This is a genomic window from Cedecea neteri (assembly GCF_000758325.1).
GTDB classification, from domain to species: domain Bacteria; phylum Pseudomonadota; class Gammaproteobacteria; order Enterobacterales; family Enterobacteriaceae; genus Cedecea; species Cedecea neteri_B.
In genome coordinates, this window is the sequence record NZ_CP009459.1 from 3,531,770 (window position 1) to 3,549,790 (window position 18,021).

The window sequence follows — 18,021 nt, forward strand, 5'->3', positions numbered from 1 at the left end:
TTTGACTAAATTTTAGCCGCGCTTAGTGCTTAATAATATACATCGTGCGGCTGTAGGCCACGTCTTCCGGGTTGTTGATCGGGTAGCCTTTCAGCCACGGTTTAATCAGGCGACCGTTGGTGTACTGGTAGATTGGCGCGATGGGCGCTTTTTCCTGAATGATTTTTTCGGCGGCGTTGTAATCCGCGTTCCGTGCTTTGTCGGTGGTTTCCTGCGCGGCCTGGGACAGCAGCTTGTCGTATTCAGGGGAATTGAAGCGTGAAATATTCCCGCTGTGGGTAGACGTTAACAGCGACAGGAAAGTAGAAGGTTCATTGTAATCCCCTACCCATGACGCACGAATGACATCGAAATTGCCGGTGTTGCGGCTGTCGATGTAAGTCTTCCATTCCTGATTTTGCAGCTTCACGTCAACGCCCAGATTTTTCTTCCACATCGATGCAATGGCAATCGCTATCTTCTGGTGGTTTTCGGAAGTGTTGTACAACAGCGTCAGTTTCAGCGGTTTGGCATCGCCATAGCCGGCGGCACGCAGCAGCATTTTCGCCTGGGCGTTCAGCTCCTGCTGGCTCATGTCTTCGAACGGAGAGCGGTCCGGCTTAAAGCCCGCGGTCACGTCAGGCGTAAAGCGCCACGCCGGTTTCTCTCCAGTACCCAGCACTTTTTCAGCCATCAGGCGGCGGTCGATGGTCATACTCAGGGCAAGGCGCACTCGAGCATCCGCCGTAGGCCCTTTCTGCGTATTAAACGCATAATAATAAGTGCCAAGCTGCGGCGGTGTGTAAACCTGCCCCGGAATGTCTTTCAGCAGTTTCTGGTAGAGATTTTTCGGGAAAGATTCGGTGATGTCGATATCACCGGCCAGGTAGCGCTTGGTGGCCGCCGACTCCTGGTTGATCGGAATAAAGGTCACTTTGGTCAGCACCGTTTTTCCGTTGTCCCAGTAGTTTTTATTCGGCACCACAACCAGCTTCTCGTTCACCACGCGGTCCTGCAGCGTAAATGCGCCATTGCCCACGAGATTGCCGGGTTTCGTCCACTCATTACCCAATTTTTCAACAACCGCTTTAGGCGTGGGATAGAAGGCAAAGTTTGCCGCCAGGCTTGGGAAGAACGGCACGGGTTTATCAAGCTGTACGCGCAGCGTTTTAGCATCCACGGCGGTAACGCCTAGCTGGTCTGCGGGCAATTTCCCGTCGATAATCGCCTGGGCGTTGGTGATACCCGCGAGCGCGGCAAACCAGGCAAACGAAGAGGTATTTTTAGGGTCAACCAGGCGTTGCCAGCTGTAAACAAAGTCCTGGGCGGTGACAGGCGTTCCATCGGACCAGCGGGCGTTGTCGCGGAGCGTAAACGTCCAGATGCGGTTGTCGTTGCTTTGCCATTTGGTGGCAACACCCGGCACCAGCTCACCCTTTTCGTTTTGGTTGACCAGGCCTTCAAACAGGTCGCGAATCACCTGAATTTCCGGCAGGCCAACCGCTTTGATAGGGTCCAGGCTCGCGGGTTCATCTTTAATATGTCTGACTAACTCCTGACTGCTCGCCAGCTTCGTTCCCGCAGGAACATCCGCCGCCCAGGCGCTTTGCAGCATGGTGGCCATGGCCAACGCACAACAGCTAAAACTGAGGCTTTTTTTCATCGCTTTCCTTCCGTGTTTTTGCATTCAGGAGATTGGTGTAAGTTACTGTAGCGTAATTTATTCTTTTGATTCCAGGAAAAAGCTCACATCTGCGGATTAAGGTGAGTTTTCCCTAAAACATTGCTATTAATGACGCTAATAGCCGCTTTATTCAGTGAGAGGAATATCATGCCCACGACCCGCCCTCGCCCCAGCGCGGCCATCTGCCGCCGGGCTGTGAACGCTACGGCAAATCGGTATTAGGTGCGCCGCTGCTCTATTTCCCAGCGACTCAAACGGAAGAACGCAGCGGGCTTATCATTGCCGGTACTCACGGGGATGAAAACGCCGCAATGGTGGCGCTTTCCTGCGCCTTAAGAACGCTTGAGCCGCAGTTCAGGCGGCATCATGTGGTGCTGGCTGTGAACCCGGACGGCTGCCAGCTTGGCCTGCGCGCCAACGCGCACGGCGTCGACCTGAACCGCAACTTCCCGGCGGCCAACTGGAAAGCGGGCGATACCGTTTACCGCTGGAACAGCAGCGCGGACAAGCGTGATGTGGTGCTTTCTACCGGGCAAACGCCGGGATCCGAACCGGAAACCACCGCGCTGTGTCAGCTTATTCATCAGCTGCAGCCCGCCTGGGTAGTCTCTTTTCACGATCCGCTGGGCTGTATCGAAGATCCGCACAGTTCCGCGCTGGGACACTGGCTGGCAGAAGCCTTTGCGCTCCCGCTGGTGACCAGCGTTGGTTACGAAACGCCGGGGTCGTTCGGCAGCTGGTGTGCCGACTTAGGCCTGCCGTGTATTACGGCTGAATTCCCACCGATTTCAGCCGATGAGGCCAGCGAGCGCTACCTGCGGGCGATGACTGACCTTTTGCACTGGCACAGGTAAACGTTAAGGGTAAAGTTTGCCCGTTTCAAAATGCAGCGAGGGCTCCACGTCGACGGCAAGCCAGGTGGGGCCATCGAGGTCGGCAAAGCGCACCTTAGCCGCCAGCGGTAAAGCGGCGGCAATGGCGCGCGATGTGCATAGCATACAGCCGAGCATGACATCAAAACCCTGTTCCCGCGCGGCCTGAGCCAGCAATAATGCCTCGGTTAAGCCCCCGGTTTTATCGAGTTTAACGTTCACCATGTCGTAGCGTCCGACAAGCGCTGGCAGGCTGCTGCGGGTGTGGCAGCTTTCGTCGGCACAAATCGGCAGCGGGTGAATAAAATTCGCCAGCGCGTCATCATCCCCCGCCGGCAGCGGTTGTTCCAGCATCGCCACGTTGAGATCGGCCAGCAGCTGGCAGCGGGCGGCCAGGCCATCGCTGCGCCAGGACTCGTTGGCATCCACAATCAAAATGGCTTCCGGCACCGCCGCCCGGATGGCCACCATCCGTTCGGTGATAAGGCGATCGTCCAGTTTTACCTTGAGCAAACGCGCACCCTTCTGCCAAAGCAACGCCGCTGAGGCAGCCATTTGTTCCGGGGCGGCAATCGTCACGGTTTGCGCCGTGGTCACCATTTCCGGCAATTCGACGGCGTTCAGGGCTGATATCGTGGTGTGTTTCAGGCGGGCTTCCAGGTCCCAAAGCGCGCTGTCAATGGCGTTCCGCGCCGCCCCAGCCGGAAGAGCCTGCTGTAATTCAGCGCGCGTCATACCGCGCTCAAGCTGTGAAAGTACCGTGGTGATTTGGGCCAGTACCGAAGCATCGCTTTCGCCATAGCGCGGGTATGGCGTGCATTCGCCGACGCCTTTTATGCCGTTCTCTTCAATTTCCACCACCACCACTATCGCCTCACTGCGGGTTCCACGCGATATCACAAATGGCGTATGGAGCGGCCAGGCTTCCTGGTAAACTTTCACTGTTCTCATCATCAGTCTCCCTTGGGGTTATCGCCTGAGTATAGCGAGCCCGCGCTTTTGCATGTACTTTCAGTTTTTTATGTTCATCACGGATTTCCTGGAATACACTGTCCCCGGCGTTAATTTTATGTAAAAGGAAGATTAAACATGTCACAAACCGTTCATTTCCAGGGCAACCCGGTCAAGGTTGCAGGTCAGATCCCACAGACGGGCAGCAAAGCCGCCGCCTTCTCTCTGGTCGCGAAAGATCTTTCTGACGTTGCGCTGAGCCAGTTTGCCGGCAAACGTAAAGTGCTGAATATTTTCCCAAGCATCGACACCGGTGTGTGTGCCGCGTCCGTGCGCAAATTCAACCAGCTGGCTACCGAGCTGGATAACACCGTTGTGCTGTGTATTTCTGCCGACCTGCCGTTCGCTCAGTCCCGTTTCTGCGGCGCTGAAGGCCTGAACAACGTTGTCACCCTGTCCACCCTGCGTAACCCTGAGTTCCAACAGACTTACGGCGTCAGCATTGCCGAAGGCGCGCTGAAAGGCCTGACCGCACGTGCGGTAGTGGTTATCAATGAAAACGATGAAGTGATCTTCAGCGAGCTGGTGAATGAAATCACCACCGAGCCGGATTACGCTGCGGCACTGGAAGTGCTGAAGGCTTAAGCTTAAAGCCTGTATGAAAAGAAAACCCCGGGAGACCGGGGTTTTTTGTTTTTACTCTTCGCCCTTCTTCTGGCTCAGCCCGTACTCACGCAGCTTGTTGGCGATCGCGGTATGGGAAACGCCCAACCGTTTTGCCAGCTTGCGCGTGCTTGGATAACTGCGGTAAAGCTGCGTTAACACCGAACGCTCAAAGCGGCTGGTAATATCGTCCAGCGAGCCTTCCATTGCCTCTTCCCCCACGGCCAGGCTGGCCGAGTCAAAGTCCGGCAGCAGGATGTCCTGCGGACGCAGCTCGTAGCCTTCCAGCTGGGTTAAAGCGCGGTAGATAGCGTTTTTCAGCTGACGCACGTTGCCCGGCCAGCCGTAGCGCGTCAGCACGCTGCTTAAATCGTGAGATAGCTTAGGCCGCGGTACGCCCTGCTCGTCGGCAAAGCGCGCCACAAACAGTTCCGTCAGCGGCATGATGTCCTGCGGGCGATCGCGCAGCGGCGGCAGGTTCAGGGTCAGGACATTGAGGCGATAATAGAGATCCTCGCGGAAATCACCTTTCTGCACCAGCTCCACCAGATTTTTTTGCGTCGCGCAAATCACGCGGACATCAACATGCACCTCGTGTTCTTCGCCCACGCGACGGAACGTGCCGTCGTTCAGGAAGCGCAGCAGTTTGGTCTGCATACGCGGCGACATTTCGCCGATTTCATCCAGCAGCACAGAACCACCGTTGGCCTGCTCAAAGAAGCCTTTTTTACCTTCGACGGCGTTGGCATAAGCCCCGGCCGCGTGACCAAACAGTTCGCTTTCGATCACATCGTCAGGAATAGAGCCGCAGTTCAGCGCCAGGTAAGGTTTTTGCGCTCGCGGGCTGCTCAGGTGGCAGGCGTTGGCCAGAAGATCTTTGCCTGTACCGGTATCGCCCACAATCAGCAGCGGCGCATTCAGCAGCGACAGTTTACGGGCCTGTTCAACCACATGACGCATTTTCTGGCTGACAGCGACAATCTGGTCAAAGGCGCTGAAATCGCTGCTGGAGAGGTTTTGCAGCTGGCGCCCCATGCGCACGGTAGAACGCAGCATCACCACCGCGCCCACCAGCAGCGGCTGATTATCTTCACCATCCAGATGAACCGGGGTTATCTCCAGCAGGAAGTTTTGCCCGTGGATCACAACATGTTCGGTATGGGAGTCGTGCGGCTCGCTCTCCAGCCAGCGGGTAAAGTTAAACCCGCTGATCAACGTGCCCGCATTATGGTTACGCAGACGATCTTCGCTCTGCCCAAACAGCGCGCAGCTTGCCGGGTTAGCCAGTTCAACTTTACTGCGCATATCCAGCGACAGCACCGGCTCCGGCAGAGCTTCAAGTAGCGCGCTCAGGGCGCGATGTTCACGCTCGGATGGCATCCACGGCACTTTACGCACATCGGTAACGTCAGGGATGCGGCGAATTTCCGCCATCAGGCTGCTGAAAGATTCAAAATCAAGGGAGGAGAAATTAAGGTAAATACGCCCGATCGGGTCAATTTCGATACCGCGCAAATCAATACCGCGCAGTACTAACAGATCGAGCAGTTCACGAGTGAGACCAAGGCGGTCCTGACAAAAGACTTCCAGACGCATGCAGGTGACCTTATGTTACGAAAAACGGCCTATACGACCTTCAGCCGGGCTGAAGGACCTCATAGAGTTGCAGGGATAATAACGCAGTTAGCCGTTGGCAAGAAGATACCTGTCATGAAATGTTGACACTAAAAGACAAACCACTGGTCAACAAGCACGAAATTTATACCTGCGCTGTAAACAACAAAGGGCAGCCGAAGCCGCCCTTAGGGTCAATGATACAAATTCAGCTAGCCGGTTTGTTTTTCCCGGAGGCCAGCGTCTCTTTCAGCTGAACCAGAAGCTGTTTACGGAAATCCCCCAGCCGGGGCTTGTCATCCTCCAGCCACGGCAGCGGACGACAGAGTTCCATCGCCTTAATACCCAGACGGGCAGTTAACAGCCCGGCCCCAATCCCCTGCGCGGCACGAGCCGAAAGCCTGGCGGCAATGTCCTGCGACATCCAGTCCATGCCGACTTCACGCACCAGCTCGCTCGCCCCGGCGAAAGCGATATTCAGCAGCACCAGGCGGAACAGGCGAATGCGGCTGAAATAGCCCAGTTCGATACCGTACAGCGTGGCGATGCGGTTGATCAGGCGCAGGTTACGCCAGGCAATAAAAGCCATATCCACCAGCGCCAGCGGGCTGACGGCGATCATCAGCGTGGACTCAGCGGCCGAGCGGCTAATTTCACGGCGGGCCTGCGCGTCCAGCACCGGCTGAACAAGCTGAGCATAAAGCGCCACGACTTCCCGGTCGTTGTGGGTTTCATGGATCGAGGCATACCAGCGCTGCAGCGCCGGATGGCCTTTATCCAGCCCGGCCTGGCCGGCCAGTTTTTCGCAGAACGCCCGCCCTCTGCCCGTACTATGGCTGGCGAGCAGCTCTCGCGCCTCGTCACGCTCTTCGGCACGCTGGCGCAAACGCCACAACCGCCGCCATTCGCTGGCAATCGAGCCAACGCCAGCCGCGACGATAAGCCCCCCGGCAACGCCGCCGCCAAGCGCGATCCAGTCCTGAGTCACAAAAGCGTTGTGGGTCCACTGTACGCCCTGAGCCACGACGCTGACGCCGAACAGCGCCAGCCCGGCGGTCACCATTTTGCGCCACAGGCTGCGTTTCGGCCTTAAAGCAGCCTCAATAACCGCCTCAGCCTGCCCTTCTTCGTCGGCAAGCGTTTCAGCGCTGGCGGTGACCGGGGTAAACTTTTGCGCTTCCGGTTCACTGAACGCGTGTGCCGCTTTCCAGTCCTGCTCTTTTTCCACTTCCAGCGGCTGCGCAAAATCGATGCGCGGTTTAATAGGATCGCTCATCGCAATTTATCTCCAATTAAGAATTCCAGCGCCGCATCCAGTCTGATGTGCGGCAGCGGACGGTCAACGTCCATCACCTGCGGCCGGAACTGTTCGAACTGAAAGCCCTGATTTTGCCAGAAAGCATTGCCAGGCAGGCGCGAAGGCACCTCCCCCGGATACACCGTCAGCGGCGCACCGTCGCTCAGGCGATTGCCGCGCAGTGCCGGGATTTGTTCCCCCTGCACGTCCACCATGCCGCTTTGCGTTGCCTGCACGGAAGCCAATCCCATGCAGTCCATGCTGATGCCTTCGAAGGCCGCATTTTGCCAGGCGTCCTGCACGAGCTGTTGCAGCAGAGAAACCATGTTGGCGTGCTGATCTACCGTAACATGGTCGGCTTTGGTGGCCGCAAACAGCAGCTTATCGATCACCGGGGAAAACAGACGGCGGAACAGCGTGCGCTGCCCGTAGTGGAAGCTTTGCATTAGCTGGGTTAACGCCAGCCGCATATCGTTGAACGCCTGAGGCCCGCTGTTGAGCGGCTGCAGGCAATCCACCAGCACTATCTGACGGTCGAAGCGCAGGAAGTGATTCTTGTAGAACCCCTTCACCACCTTTTCACAGTAGTAATCAAAACGCGCGCGCAGCATGCCGATGTTGCTGCCCTTATCCGCCTGGGCCAGCTTCGACTCACCAAAAGCATCCACATCTGGCCACGGGAAGAACTGCAGCGCGGGTGCGCCCGCCATGTCTCCGGGCAGGATAAAGCGCCCCGGCTGAATAAAATGCAGCCCTTCTTTTTTGCAGCGCATCAGGTAGTCGGTCCACGCTTCGGCAATCGCCGCCAGGCGGTTTTCATCGGCGGGAGCGAGAGGATCTAACCCTTCGCAAAGGCGGCGCCATTCCGCCGACCACTCGGCGCGCTGGCCCTGCAGCAGGCCGGTCATCTGGCGCGACCAGCTCAGGTAATCCTGTGCCAGCATGGGCAGGTCGAGCAGCCACTCACCAGGGTAATCCACAATTTCCAGGTAAAGCGTGGACGTGTCTTTGAAGTGGCGCAGCAGCGAGTCGTTAGAACGGTATCGTAGCGCCAGGCGCATTTCGCTTACGCCGCGAGTCGGCGTCGGCCAGGCTGGAGGCGTGCCAAAAAGCTGCGCCATACCTTCATCATAGGTGAAACGTTGAATGCCCAGATCGCGCTGTGGTACACGTTTAACGCCAAGCAAACGCTCTTCACGCGCGGCGCTAAGCATTGGCAGCCGTGCACCGGTATGAATGCCCAGCAGTTGGTTGACCATCGCGGTGATAAATGCGGTTTTACCGCTGCGGCTCAACCCGGTTACCGCGAGGCGTAAATGACGATCGACGCCCCGGTTTACCAGGGCGTTAAATTCGTTTTTGAGTCGGTTCATAAGCGTCCTGATTGCCTTCCGCTGCAGAAAATACCTTCATTGATAATATCAAATGGGGGCGATTGCCAGGAATCAAAGCATGGCGCGGAGGAACCCGCCGCCGGGAGGAAGGTTATTTTGCCATGCGGCGGTCGTAACGATCAGAGACGTTGCGCAGGATGCGGGTCAGTAACGGCTCCAGCACCACGGCCAGTATCATTTTCAACGGACGGCGGGCTACCGATTTGATCGCCCACGCCGCAAAACCCGCCGGGCCGAAGCGCAGCGCGGCAAGTAAAGCAAGCTTCCCGGCAAGTTTCAGGCCTGGTTTAGCTTTCTGGCTGACGGAATGGAATGTAGTCATTGTCTCTCCAAAAGCGGTTAATTGCGGTGCGCGGTTGGCATTGAGCCTGGGCGCCCTCACCCCGGCCCTCTCCCCCAGGAGAGGGAGAAAACCTGTTTATCCCTTCTCCCTCAATAGCAAAATAGCGCCTCTGTTTATCCCTTTTCCCTCAATGGCAGAATAGCACCTGTCTATCCCCTCTCCCTCAATGGCGGAAAAGCACCTGTTTATCCCCTCTCCCTCAGGGAGAGGGTTAGGGTGAGGGTTGTTTTACAGCTGACGAAAACGGCTGCGCAGCGTAAAGGTGTCAGACGTAATATAACGCTCCATCGAGCGTAAACGTTGCTCACCGGCAGCCAGCTCCGCATCCACCGCGTTCAGCAGATCGCGGTTGGTTGGTTGCGTATCTTTTTCATCTGCGCCGTAGGGCATGGGGTCGAGCACGAAAGTCATCACGATGTAGGCCACCAGCACAAAGAACGACAGGCCAAAGAATATCGATAAAATCGCAATGGCGCGAACCAGCTTGACCGGCACATCAAGGTATTGCGCAATACCCGCGCAAACCCCTTTCACCATCCCTTTCTCAGGGATGCGCCACAGCTTACGACCGGAAAATGAATTCACCATTAGTTGTTTCTCCAGTTCGGGTGTTCGGCATCGAGGATCTGTTCCAGAGACTGAATGCGCTCCCGCATCTGTCGCGCCTCATCGGTCAACTGGGCGAGCCGCTGCTGCTCACTCTGTGAAAGCTGCCCTGCATCAGGACGGTTGCTGTAGTGAAGCCACAGCCAAATCGGCGCCACGAACAGCACAAAGATGGTCAGCGGGATAGCAAGAAAAAGCGCAGTCATGTGTACTCCTTACGGGTCAGGCTTGAGTCGCGATGCACCGGGCGCATCGCGGCCTGGATTATTATTGACGATCCTGGTTCATTTTTGCTTTCAGCGCGGCAATCTGGGCGCTGATTTCATCATCCGCTTTCAGCTCGGCAAACTGCGCGTCCAGAGACTTCTGTTTGCCAAAGGCGTGGCTTTCCGCCTCGGATTCCATCTGGTCGATGCGGCGCTCGAAAGATTCGAATCGGGCCATCGCTTCATCCAGTTTACCGCTATCCAGCTGGCGGCGAACATCGCGTGAAGAAGAGGCCGCCTGATGACGCAGGGTCAACGCCTGCTGGCGAGCGCGAGTTTCGCTCAGCTTGTTTTCCAGCTCGCCGATTTCTTTCTTCATGCGCGCCAGAGTTTCATCCACGTGCACGACTTCATTTTCCAGCGTGACTATCAGGTCAGTCAGCTTCTGTTTTTCAATCAGTGCGGCACGCGCCAGATCTTCTTTCTCTTTACGCAGCGCCAGTTCGGCTTTTTCCTGCCATTCGGCCTGCTGCGCGGTAGCTTGTTCCACGCGGCGGCTCAACTGTTTCTTTTCGGCCAGAGCGCGGGCTGAAGTGGAGCGCACTTCCACCAGCGTGTCTTCCATTTCCTGAATCATCAGGCGCACAAGCTTCTGCGGATCTTCCGCTTTCTCCAGCAGGGAGTTGATGTTCGCATTCACGATGTCGGCAAAACGAGAAAAAATACCCATAATTCAATCCTCTTAGTCATTATCTCAGGTGCCAGGCACTCTGCTCTGACAGGATATTGCAGCATCCGTGCCAACTTTTTATTTCATTGATTAATAAGGATTCATGGAAATTTGACGATCCCATAAAAGCCGCTATAGTGGTTAAATTAACTAACTATTAGTGAATTTAACCATGCCTGAAAATAAGGACAGCCTGATCGGAGAGGCGAATAGCTTTCTGGAGGTCATGGAGCAAGTTTCCCGTCTGGCCCCGCTGAATAAGCCCGTGCTGGTCATCGGCGAACGCGGCACCGGGAAAGAGCTTATCGCCAACCGCCTGCATTTCCTCTCCCAGCGCTGGCAGGGGCCGTTTATCTCCCTCAACTGTGCGGCGCTGAACGAAAACCTGCTCGACAGCGAGCTGTTTGGCCACGAAGCAGGGGCGTTTACCGGCGCGCAGAAGCGCCACCAGGGCCGCTTTGAGCGCGCGGAAGGCGGCACGTTGTTTCTGGATGAACTGGCCACGGCCCCAATGCTGGTGCAGGAGAAGCTGCTGCGGGTGGTGGAATACGGCGAACTTGAGCGCGTGGGCGGCAGCCAGCCACTGCAGGTGAATACTCGCCTGGTCTGCGCCACCAACGCTGATTTGCCGGAGTTGGCCGAACAAGGGAAATTCCGCGCCGACCTTCTCGACAGACTGGCGTTTGACGTAGTGATGCTCCCGCCCCTGCGCGAGCGGCGATCGGATATCCTGCTGCTGGCCGATCACTTTGCCATTCAAATGTGCCGGGAACTTAATCTGCCGCTGTTCCCCGGCTTTACCGGGAGGGCCTGCGAGACGCTGCTTAACTATGGCTGGCCGGGCAACATCCGTGAGCTGAAAAACGTGGTCGAGCGCTCGGTTTACCGCCACGGCTCAAGTGATGAAGCACTGGATAACATTATCCTTAACCCTTTTACTCATAAACCTGCCCCGCTCCATCAGGCCAGACAAGAGGCTCCGGCGAACCTGCCCGGCCTGCCGCTCGATCTGCGAAGCTGGCAAAACGAACAGGAGAAAAACCTGCTGGAACAAAGCCTGAAGCAGGCAACTTTTAACCAGCGCCGGGCTGCAGAACTGCTGGGCGTGAGTTATCATCAGCTACGAGCGATGCTGAAAAAGCACCAGTTAAGCAGCCTGACGCCGGACTGAACGGCGTTTTTTTCATCGTCCTGCGCAGAAAATTGCCGATCGTCACCAGTAATTTTGGGGAGAAGGCAAGAGTGCGATACACTTTGCCCATCACTTGAGATAACTCAAAAACTTATGCGCGGAATGCTCTCCTCCCTGTTACTGGGTTTATGCTGCCTGAGCGGCGCGGCACGTGCCGCTGCGCCCGCTGAAAAACCGGCAGATATTCGCCGCAGTGGCTTTGTTTATTGCGTCAACGGGCAGGTCAACACCTTTAACCCGCAGATGACCAGCGGCGGCCTGACCGTTGACACGCTGGCGGCGCAGCTTTATGACCGCCTGCTGGACGTTGACCCTTATACCTATCGCCTGGTGCCTGAGCTGGCGGAAAGCTGGGAAGTGCTGGATAACGGCGCGACTTACCGTTTCCACCTGCGCCACAATGTCCAGTTCCAGACTACCGCCTGGTTTAAGCCTACCCGCGCGCTAAACGCCGATGATGTAGTGTTTACCTTTGAGCGTATCTTCGACCGCAACCACCCGTGGCATAACGTTAACGGCGGCAGCTACCCCTATTTCGACAGCCTCCAGTTCCCGGAAACGGTGAAAAGCGTTCGCAAGCTGGATGACAATACCGTTGAATTCCGCCTCAATAAGCCGGACGCCTCCTTCCTCTGGCACCTGGCGACCCATTACGCGTCGGTGATGTCCGCCGAATACGCCGCGCAGTTGACCAAATCTGACCATCAGGAATTGATGGACAGACAGCCGGTCGGCACCGGCCCTTTCCTGCTTAGCGAATATCGCGCAGGGCAGTACATTCGCCTTGCGCGCAACCAGCACTTCTGGCGCGGCGTACCGCTGATGCCGCAGGTGGTGGTCGATCTGGGTTCCGGCGGTACCGGGCGTCTTTCCAAATTACTCACCGGTGAATGCGACGTGCTGGCCTGGCCTGCGGCAAGCCAGCTGACTATTCTGCGTGACGACCCGCGTCTGCGCCTGACGCTGCGCCCGGGCATGAATATCGCGTACCTGGCGTTTAACACCAACAAGCCGCCGCTGAATAACCCGGCTGTGCGGCATGCGCTGTCCCTTGCTATTAATAATCAGCGCCTGATGCAGTCTATTTATTACGGTACGGCAGAAACGGCCGCATCCATTTTGCCTCGCGCCTCCTGGGCCTACGATAACGACGCAAAAATTACCGAATACAACCCGGCGAAAGCCCGTGAGCAGTTACAGGCCCTGGGCGTGGATAAACTGGAACTCCGTCTGTGGGTGCCGACCAGCTCTCAGGCCTGGAACCCAAGCCCGCTGAAAACCGCCGAGCTTATTCAGGCGGATATGGCGCAGATTGGCGTGAAGGTGATTATCGTGCCGATGGAGGGGCGATTCCAGGAAGCCAGGCTGATGGACATGAATCACGATTTGACGCTTGCCGGCTGGGCAACGGACAGTAACGACCCGGACAGCTTCTTCCGTCCGATGCTGAGCTGCGCGGCAATCGGCTCACAAACTAACTATGCCCGCTGGTGTAACCCGCATTTCGATAGCGTTCTGCAAAAAGCGCTCTCTTCCCAGCAGCTTTCCGCCCGTATTGAAGCCTACAATGAAGCACAGGATATTCTGTCTGCGGAGCTGCCGGTGCTGCCGCTGGCCTCTTCGTTAAGGCTGCAGGCCTACCGCTACGACATGAAAGGCCTGGTGCTCAGCCCGTTCGGCAACGCCTCGTTTGCGGGCGTGTCCAGGGAAAATGAAGAGGCGAAAAAATAATGATCATTTTCACATTACGGCGATTATTGCTGCTGCTGATCACCCTGCTGTTTCTGGCGGTGGTCGGCTTTAGCCTCAACTATTTTACGCCCCACGCGCCGCTGCAGGGTGCCTCGCTGTGGAACGCCTGGGTGTTCTGGTTTGACAGCCTGCTGCACTGGGATTTTGGCGTCTCCAGCATTAACGGCCAGTCGATTAACGAGCAATTACGCGACGTGTTCCCGGCCACCATGGAGCTGTGCATTCTGGCCTTCGGCCTGGCGCTGCTGATTGGTATTCCGGTGGGGATGCTGGCAGGCATCATGCGCAATAAGTGGCAGGATAAGCTGATCAGCGCTCTGGCGCTGGTGGGCTTTTCGATTCCGGTGTTCTGGCTGGCGCTGCTGCTGACGCTGTTCTTCTCGCTGACGCTGGGCTGGTTCCCGGTTTCCGGGCGTTTTGACCTGCTTTATGAGGTCAAGTCCGTCACCGGCTTTGCGCTGGTGGATGCGTGGCTCTCGGACTCACCTTATCGCAGCGAGATGATCGTCAGCGCCCTGCGCCATATGGTGCTGCCGGTCGCCGCTCTCGCCGTCGCGCCGACCACCGAAGTGATTCGCCTGATGCGGATCAGCACCATCGAGGTGTTCGACCAAAACTACGTCAAAGCCGCCGCCACGCGAGGGCTTTCCCGCTTCACTATTTTGCATCGCCATGTGCTGCACAACGCGCTGCCGCCGGTGATCCCTCGCCTGGGGCTGCAGTTTTCAACCATGCTGACGCTGGCGATGATCACCGAAGTGGTCTTTAGCTGGCCGGGCCTGGGCCGCTGGCTGATTAACGCTATCCGCCAGCAGGATTACATGGCGATTTCCGCCGGGGTGATGGTGATTGGCTCGCTGGTGATTATTGTTAACGTGATTTCCGATATTTTGGGCGCTATGGCCAACCCACTGAAGCATAAGGAATGGTATGCCTTACGATAGCGTCTACCGCGAAAAGCGACCGCCAAGTACGCTGCGACTGACGTGGCGAAAATTCTATGGCGATACCACCGCGATGATTGGCCTCTACGGCTGCGGCGGCCTGGCTATTCTGTGTCTGTTCGGCGGTCTTTTTGCCCCGTATCAAATTGACCAACAGTTTTTGGGCTATCAGCTTTTGCCGCCGTCATGGTCCCGCTATGGCGAGGTTTCGTTCTTCCTCGGTACCGACGATCTTGGCCGTGACGTGCTGAGCCGCCTGCTTAGCGGCGCGGCGCCAACCGTAGGAGGGGCGTTTGTCGTCACGCTTGCAGCGACAATTTGCGGCATCGTGCTCGGCGTGATTGCCGGGTCGACTCACGGTCTGCGCTCGGCGGTGCTGAACCACATTCTCGACACGCTGCTGTCGATTCCGTCCCTGCTGCTGGCGATTATCGTGGTCGCCTTTGCTGGCCCACATCTCAGCCATGCGATGTTTGCCGTCTGGCTGGCGCTGCTGCCGCGAATGGTGCGCTCGGTCTACAGCGCGGTGCACGATGAACTGGAGAAAGAGTATGTGGTCGCCGCCCGTCTGGATGGCGCTACTACCCTGAACATTCTGTGGTTTGCCGTCATGCCCAATATCACCGCCACGCTGGTCACAGAAATCACGCGAGCGCTGTCTATGGCGATTCTGGACATTGCCGCGCTTGGTTTTCTCGATCTGGGCGCACAGCTCCCTTCCCCGGAATGGGGCGCGATGCTCGGCGATGCGCTGGAACTGATTTACGTTGCGCCCTGGACGGTCATGCTGCCAGGCGCCGCCATCATGATAAGCGTCCTGCTGATCAACCTGCTTGGCGACGGCCTGCGCCGCGCGATTAACGCGGGGGTGCAATAATGCCGCTACTTGATATCCGCAACCTGACCATCGAATTTATGACCGCCGAAGGCTGGGTGAAAGCCGTCGATCGCGTGAGCATGACGCTGGCCGAAGGGGAAATTCGCGGTCTGGTCGGCGAGTCCGGCTCCGGGAAAAGTCTCATCGCGAAAGCTATCTGTGGCGTCACCAAAGATAACTGGCGGGTCACCGCCGACCGTATGCGCTTTGACGATATCGACCTGCTGCGACTCTCGCCGCGTGAGCGCCGCCGCCTGGTAGGTCACAACGTGTCGATGATTTTCCAGGAGCCACAATCCTGCCTGGATCCGTCTGAAAGAATTGGTCGTCAGCTGACCCAAAACATTCCCGGCTGGACTTATAAAGGCCGCTGGTGGCAGCGCTTCGGCTGGCGCAAGCGCCGGGCTATAGAACTGCTGCACCGCGTGGGGATTAAAGATCACAAAGACGCCATGAGCAGCTATCCGTACGAACTGACGGAGGGTGAATGCCAGAAAGTGATGATCGCCATCGCGCTGGCAAACCAGCCACGCCTGCTCATTGCGGACGAGCCCACCAACGCCATGGAGCCGACCACACAGTCGCAGATCTTCCGTTTATTAACACGGCTCAATCAGAACAACAACACCACTATTCTGCTGATTAGCCACGACCTGCAGATGCTGAGCCAGTGGGCGGATAAAATTAACGTGATGTACTGCGGGCAAACCGTGGAAAGCGCGACGAGCGAAGAGCTGGTTGCCACGCCGCATCACCCGTATACCCAGGCGCTGATCCGCGCTATCCCTGATTTTGGTAGCCCAATGCCGCATAAGAGCCGGTTAAACACCATGCCGGGCGCGATTCCACTGCTGGAGCAATTGCCGATGGGCTGCCGCCTTGGGCCACGCTGCCCTTATGCCCAGCGCAAATGCATTGAAGCGCCGAGGCTTGAAGGGGCGAAAAATCACCTGTACGCCTGTCATTTCCCGCTGAATATGGAGAGTCAGTAATGGTCGAAACGCTGCTGGAAGTCCGCAATTTAAGTAAGACGTTTCGCTACCGTACCGGTTTGTTCCACCGCCAGCACGTCGAAGCGGTGAAGCCGCTCAACTTTACGCTGCGCGAGAAACAGACGCTGGCGATTATCGGGGAAAATGGCTCGGGCAAATCGACGCTGGCAAAAATGCTGGCGGGGATGATTGAACCGACCACCGGCGAGTTAGTGATCGACGATCACCCTCTCCACTTCGGCGATTATTCCTGGCGCAGTCAGCGGATCAGGATGATATTTCAGGATCCCAGTACGTCCCTGAACCCGCGCCAACGTATCTCGCAGATTCTGGACTTCCCGCTGCGGTTGAATACTGAGCTGGAGCCGGAGCTGCGGCAAAAGCGCATTCTGGACACCTTACGCATGGTTGGCCTGCTGCCGGACCACGCCAGCTATTACCCGCATATGCTGGCACCGGGGCAAAAACAGCGTCTGGGCCTGGCCCGCGCGCTGATCCTCAGGCCAAAGGTGATTATTGCCGATGAAGCGCTGGCGTCGCTGGACATGTCCATGCGCTCACAGCTGATCAACCTGATGCTTGAGCTGCAGGAAAAACAAGGGATTTCTTATATTTACGTGACTCAACACATTGGCATGATGAAGCATATCAGCGACCAGGTGATGGTGATGCACGAAGGCGAAGTGGTGGAGCGCGGCAGCACGGCCGACGTGCTCGCCTCCCCACTGCATGAATTGACTAAGCGGCTGATTAACAGCCACTTCGGCGAGGCTTTAACCGCTGACGCCTGGCGTAGAGATCGTTGATTCGCACTTTTCCTAACGGAAAAGTGGTCGGATTAACGCTTACGCAGGAGTCATGTTAGAATCGCCCGGTCTTAACGTCGGCCTGCCTGTTTATTCACCTGCTGGCCGCAACAACAATGACTATTAAGGATTAAAGCTATGGGTTTTCTTACCGGTAAACGCATTCTGATCACTGGCGTCGCCAGTAAACTCTCCATTGCCTACGGGATTGCACAGGCGATGCACCGCGAAGGCGCCGAGCTGGCATTCACCTACCAGAACGAGAAGCTGAAAGGCCGTGTGGAAGGTTTTGCTGCCGAGCTGGGTTCAAGCATCGTGCTGCCTTGCGATGTGGCTGAAGATGAGAGCATCGAAGCGCTGTTTACCGAACTGGCGAAAAGCTGGCCGAAATTTGACGGTTTCGTTCACTCCATCGGTTTCGCCCCAGGCGACCAGCTGGATGGCGACTATGTGAACGCCGTTACCCGTGAAGGCTTTAAAATTGCCCACGACATCAGCGCATACAGCTTCGTTGCTATGGCAAAAGTTTGCCGTGAAATGCTGAACCCAGGTTCCGCCCTGCTGACCCTGTCCTACCTGGGCGCAGAGCGTGCTATCCCTAACTACAACGTTATGGGCCTGGCTAAGGCGTCTCTGGAAGCTAACGTTCGCTACATGGCTAACGCCATGGGCCCAGAAGGCGTGCGTGTGAACGCCATCTCCGCTGGCCCAATCCGTACTCTGGCTGCTTCCGGCATCAAAGACTTCCGTAAAATGCTGGCCCACTGTGAAGCTGTTACCCCAATTCGTCGCACCGTAACCATCGAAGACGTGGGTAACTCCGCAGCCTTCCTGTGTTCCGACCTGTCTGCCGGTATCTCCGGTGAAGTGGTTCACGTTGACGGCGGCTTCAGCATCGCAGCCATGAACGAGCTGGAACTGAAAGACTAATTTCTGTTCCTGAGCGAAGCGGGCTGCGGCCCGTTTCGCTATTTCCCCCTGCATTCCCCGCCTGAATCCGAATTAGTTATACCTTTCCGATATTTATTATCACCGATCATTCTTTTGTCACCTCCCGAGCTTGCGCCAGGATAAAACAGCGAACCAGGCCCGGCATTCACGTTGTATCCGGGTCTGCAA

General features: G+C 56.9%; 18 protein-coding genes. 9 read left to right on the forward strand and 9 right to left on the reverse strand.

Annotation, left to right across the window (positions count from 1 at the left end):
• Positions 1-22: 22 nt before the first annotated feature.
• Entirely contained in the window at positions 23-1,642 is a 1,620-nt protein-coding gene (locus LH86_RS16510; protein WP_039303551.1) for a peptide ABC transporter substrate-binding protein, read from the reverse strand.
• Between the two features lie 203 nt (positions 1,643-1,845).
• On the opposite strand from LH86_RS16510, the gene mpaA reads away from it, so the two are divergent.
• Entirely contained in the window at positions 1,846-2,517 is a 672-nt protein-coding gene (gene mpaA, locus LH86_RS16515; protein WP_052045607.1) for a murein tripeptide amidase MpaA, read from the forward strand.
• Positions 2,518-2,520: 3 nt separating this feature from the next.
• On the opposite strand, the gene ycjG is transcribed toward mpaA, so the two are convergent.
• The gene (gene ycjG / locus LH86_RS16520; protein WP_039306316.1) at positions 2,521-3,486 is read right to left on the reverse strand and encodes an L-Ala-D/L-Glu epimerase; all 966 of its coding nucleotides are present in this window, start codon (positions 3,484-3,486) and stop codon (positions 2,521-2,523) included.
• A 138-nt stretch (positions 3,487-3,624) separates the two neighbouring features.
• On the opposite strand from ycjG, the gene tpx reads away from it, so the two are divergent.
• On the forward strand, positions 3,625-4,131 hold the full coding sequence (tpx, locus tag LH86_RS16525; protein ID WP_039303554.1) for a thiol peroxidase: 507 nt from the start codon (positions 3,625-3,627) through the stop codon (positions 4,129-4,131).
• A gap of 51 nt (positions 4,132-4,182) precedes the next feature.
• Here tpx and tyrR read toward each other — a convergent pair whose 3' ends face one another.
• The 7 genes from tyrR to pspA all read right to left on the reverse strand — a co-directional run bounded on the left by tyrR (position 4,183) and on the right by pspA (position 10,339).
• Entirely contained in the window at positions 4,183-5,745 is a 1,563-nt protein-coding gene (tyrR, locus tag LH86_RS16530; protein ID WP_039303557.1) for a transcriptional regulator TyrR, read from the reverse strand.
• Positions 5,746-5,971: 226 nt separating this feature from the next.
• On the reverse strand, positions 5,972-7,039 hold the full coding sequence (locus LH86_RS16535) for a YcjF family protein (RefSeq protein WP_039303560.1): 1,068 nt from the start codon (positions 7,037-7,039) through the stop codon (positions 5,972-5,974).
• Positions 7,036-8,433, reverse strand: a complete 1,398-nt coding sequence (locus tag LH86_RS16540; protein ID WP_039303563.1) for a YcjX family protein — start codon at positions 8,431-8,433, stop codon at positions 7,036-7,038. The genes LH86_RS16535 and LH86_RS16540 overlap by 4 nt, the downstream gene beginning before the upstream one ends.
• Positions 8,434-8,545: 112 nt before the next feature.
• On the reverse strand, positions 8,546-8,776 hold the full coding sequence (pspD, locus tag LH86_RS16545; protein WP_008461357.1) for a phage shock protein PspD: 231 nt from the start codon (positions 8,774-8,776) through the stop codon (positions 8,546-8,548).
• 249 nt (positions 8,777-9,025) lie between these two features.
• On the reverse strand, positions 9,026-9,385 hold the full coding sequence (gene pspC / locus LH86_RS16550; protein WP_039303566.1) for an envelope stress response membrane protein PspC: 360 nt from the start codon (positions 9,383-9,385) through the stop codon (positions 9,026-9,028).
• Positions 9,385-9,609: an envelope stress response membrane protein PspB gene (gene pspB / locus LH86_RS16555; RefSeq protein ID WP_008461355.1), complete on the reverse strand. Its 225-nt coding sequence runs from the start codon at positions 9,607-9,609 to the stop codon at positions 9,385-9,387. Before pspB ends, pspC begins: the two co-directional genes overlap by 1 nt.
• Before the next feature lie 61 nt (positions 9,610-9,670).
• Positions 9,671-10,339: a phage shock protein PspA gene (gene pspA, locus LH86_RS16560; RefSeq protein ID WP_008461354.1), complete on the reverse strand. Its 669-nt coding sequence runs from the start codon at positions 10,337-10,339 to the stop codon at positions 9,671-9,673.
• 172 nt (positions 10,340-10,511) lie between these two features.
• On the opposite strand from pspA, the gene pspF reads away from it, so the two are divergent.
• The 7 genes from pspF (at position 10,512) to fabI (ending at position 17,832) form a co-directional block, all read left to right on the forward strand.
• Entirely contained in the window at positions 10,512-11,510 is a 999-nt protein-coding gene (pspF, locus tag LH86_RS16565; RefSeq protein WP_039303570.1) for a phage shock protein operon transcriptional activator, read from the forward strand.
• A 114-nt stretch (positions 11,511-11,624) separates the two neighbouring features.
• Positions 11,625-13,262 (forward strand): ABC transporter substrate-binding protein SapA, encoded by a 1,638-nt coding sequence (gene sapA / locus LH86_RS16570; protein WP_039303573.1) that lies wholly within the window; start codon positions 11,625-11,627, stop codon positions 13,260-13,262.
• Positions 13,262-14,227 (forward strand): putrescine export ABC transporter permease SapB, encoded by a 966-nt coding sequence (sapB, locus tag LH86_RS16575; protein WP_039303576.1) that lies wholly within the window; start codon positions 13,262-13,264, stop codon positions 14,225-14,227. The genes sapA and sapB overlap by 1 nt, the downstream gene beginning before the upstream one ends.
• The gene (gene sapC / locus LH86_RS16580) at positions 14,214-15,104 is read left to right on the forward strand and encodes a putrescine export ABC transporter permease SapC (protein ID WP_039303579.1); all 891 of its coding nucleotides are present in this window, start codon (positions 14,214-14,216) and stop codon (positions 15,102-15,104) included. The genes sapB and sapC overlap by 14 nt, the downstream gene beginning before the upstream one ends.
• Entirely contained in the window at positions 15,104-16,096 is a 993-nt protein-coding gene (gene sapD, locus LH86_RS16585) for a putrescine export ABC transporter ATP-binding protein SapD (protein WP_039303583.1), read from the forward strand. Before sapC ends, sapD begins: the two co-directional genes overlap by 1 nt.
• Positions 16,096-16,902: a putrescine export ABC transporter ATP-binding protein SapF gene (sapF, locus tag LH86_RS16590; protein ID WP_008461344.1), complete on the forward strand. Its 807-nt coding sequence runs from the start codon at positions 16,096-16,098 to the stop codon at positions 16,900-16,902. The genes sapD and sapF overlap by 1 nt, the downstream gene beginning before the upstream one ends.
• A gap of 138 nt (positions 16,903-17,040) precedes the next feature.
• On the forward strand, positions 17,041-17,832 hold the full coding sequence (fabI, locus tag LH86_RS16595) for an enoyl-ACP reductase FabI (protein ID WP_039294025.1): 792 nt from the start codon (positions 17,041-17,043) through the stop codon (positions 17,830-17,832).
• Positions 17,833-18,021 lie beyond the last annotated feature (189 nt).

Coding starts and splice junctions, on each gene's coding strand:
- LH86_RS16535 (WP_039303560.1), bottom strand. CDS start 7,039: ATGAGCGATCCTATTAAACCGCGCATCGATTTTGCGCAGCCGCTGGAA.
- pspB (WP_008461355.1), bottom strand. CDS start 9,609: ATGACTGCGCTTTTTCTTGCTATCCCGCTGACCATCTTTGTGCTGTTC.
- sapB (WP_039303576.1), top strand. CDS start 13,262: ATGATCATTTTCACATTACGGCGATTATTGCTGCTGCTGATCACCCTG.
- pspD (WP_008461357.1), bottom strand. CDS start 8,776: ATGACTACATTCCATTCCGTCAGCCAGAAAGCTAAACCAGGCCTGAAA.
- ycjG (WP_039306316.1), bottom strand. CDS start 3,486: ATGAGAACAGTGAAAGTTTACCAGGAAGCCTGGCCGCTCCATACGCCA.
- tyrR (WP_039303557.1), bottom strand. CDS start 5,745: ATGCGTCTGGAAGTCTTTTGTCAGGACCGCCTTGGTCTCACTCGTGAA.
- pspF (WP_039303570.1), top strand. CDS start 10,512: ATGCCTGAAAATAAGGACAGCCTGATCGGAGAGGCGAATAGCTTTCTG.
- LH86_RS16510 (WP_039303551.1), bottom strand. CDS start 1,642: ATGAAAAAAAGCCTCAGTTTTAGCTGTTGTGCGTTGGCCATGGCCACC.
- sapD (WP_039303583.1), top strand. CDS start 15,104: ATGCCGCTACTTGATATCCGCAACCTGACCATCGAATTTATGACCGCC.
- pspA (WP_008461354.1), bottom strand. CDS start 10,339: ATGGGTATTTTTTCTCGTTTTGCCGACATCGTGAATGCGAACATCAAC.
- sapC (WP_039303579.1), top strand. CDS start 14,214: ATGCCTTACGATAGCGTCTACCGCGAAAAGCGACCGCCAAGTACGCTG.
- tpx (WP_039303554.1), top strand. CDS start 3,625: ATGTCACAAACCGTTCATTTCCAGGGCAACCCGGTCAAGGTTGCAGGT.
- pspC (WP_039303566.1), bottom strand. CDS start 9,385: ATGGTGAATTCATTTTCCGGTCGTAAGCTGTGGCGCATCCCTGAGAAA.
- LH86_RS16540 (WP_039303563.1), bottom strand. CDS start 8,433: ATGAACCGACTCAAAAACGAATTTAACGCCCTGGTAAACCGGGGCGTC.
- sapA (WP_039303573.1), top strand. CDS start 11,625: ATGCGCGGAATGCTCTCCTCCCTGTTACTGGGTTTATGCTGCCTGAGC.
- fabI (WP_039294025.1), top strand. CDS start 17,041: ATGGGTTTTCTTACCGGTAAACGCATTCTGATCACTGGCGTCGCCAGT.
- sapF (WP_008461344.1), top strand. CDS start 16,096: ATGGTCGAAACGCTGCTGGAAGTCCGCAATTTAAGTAAGACGTTTCGC.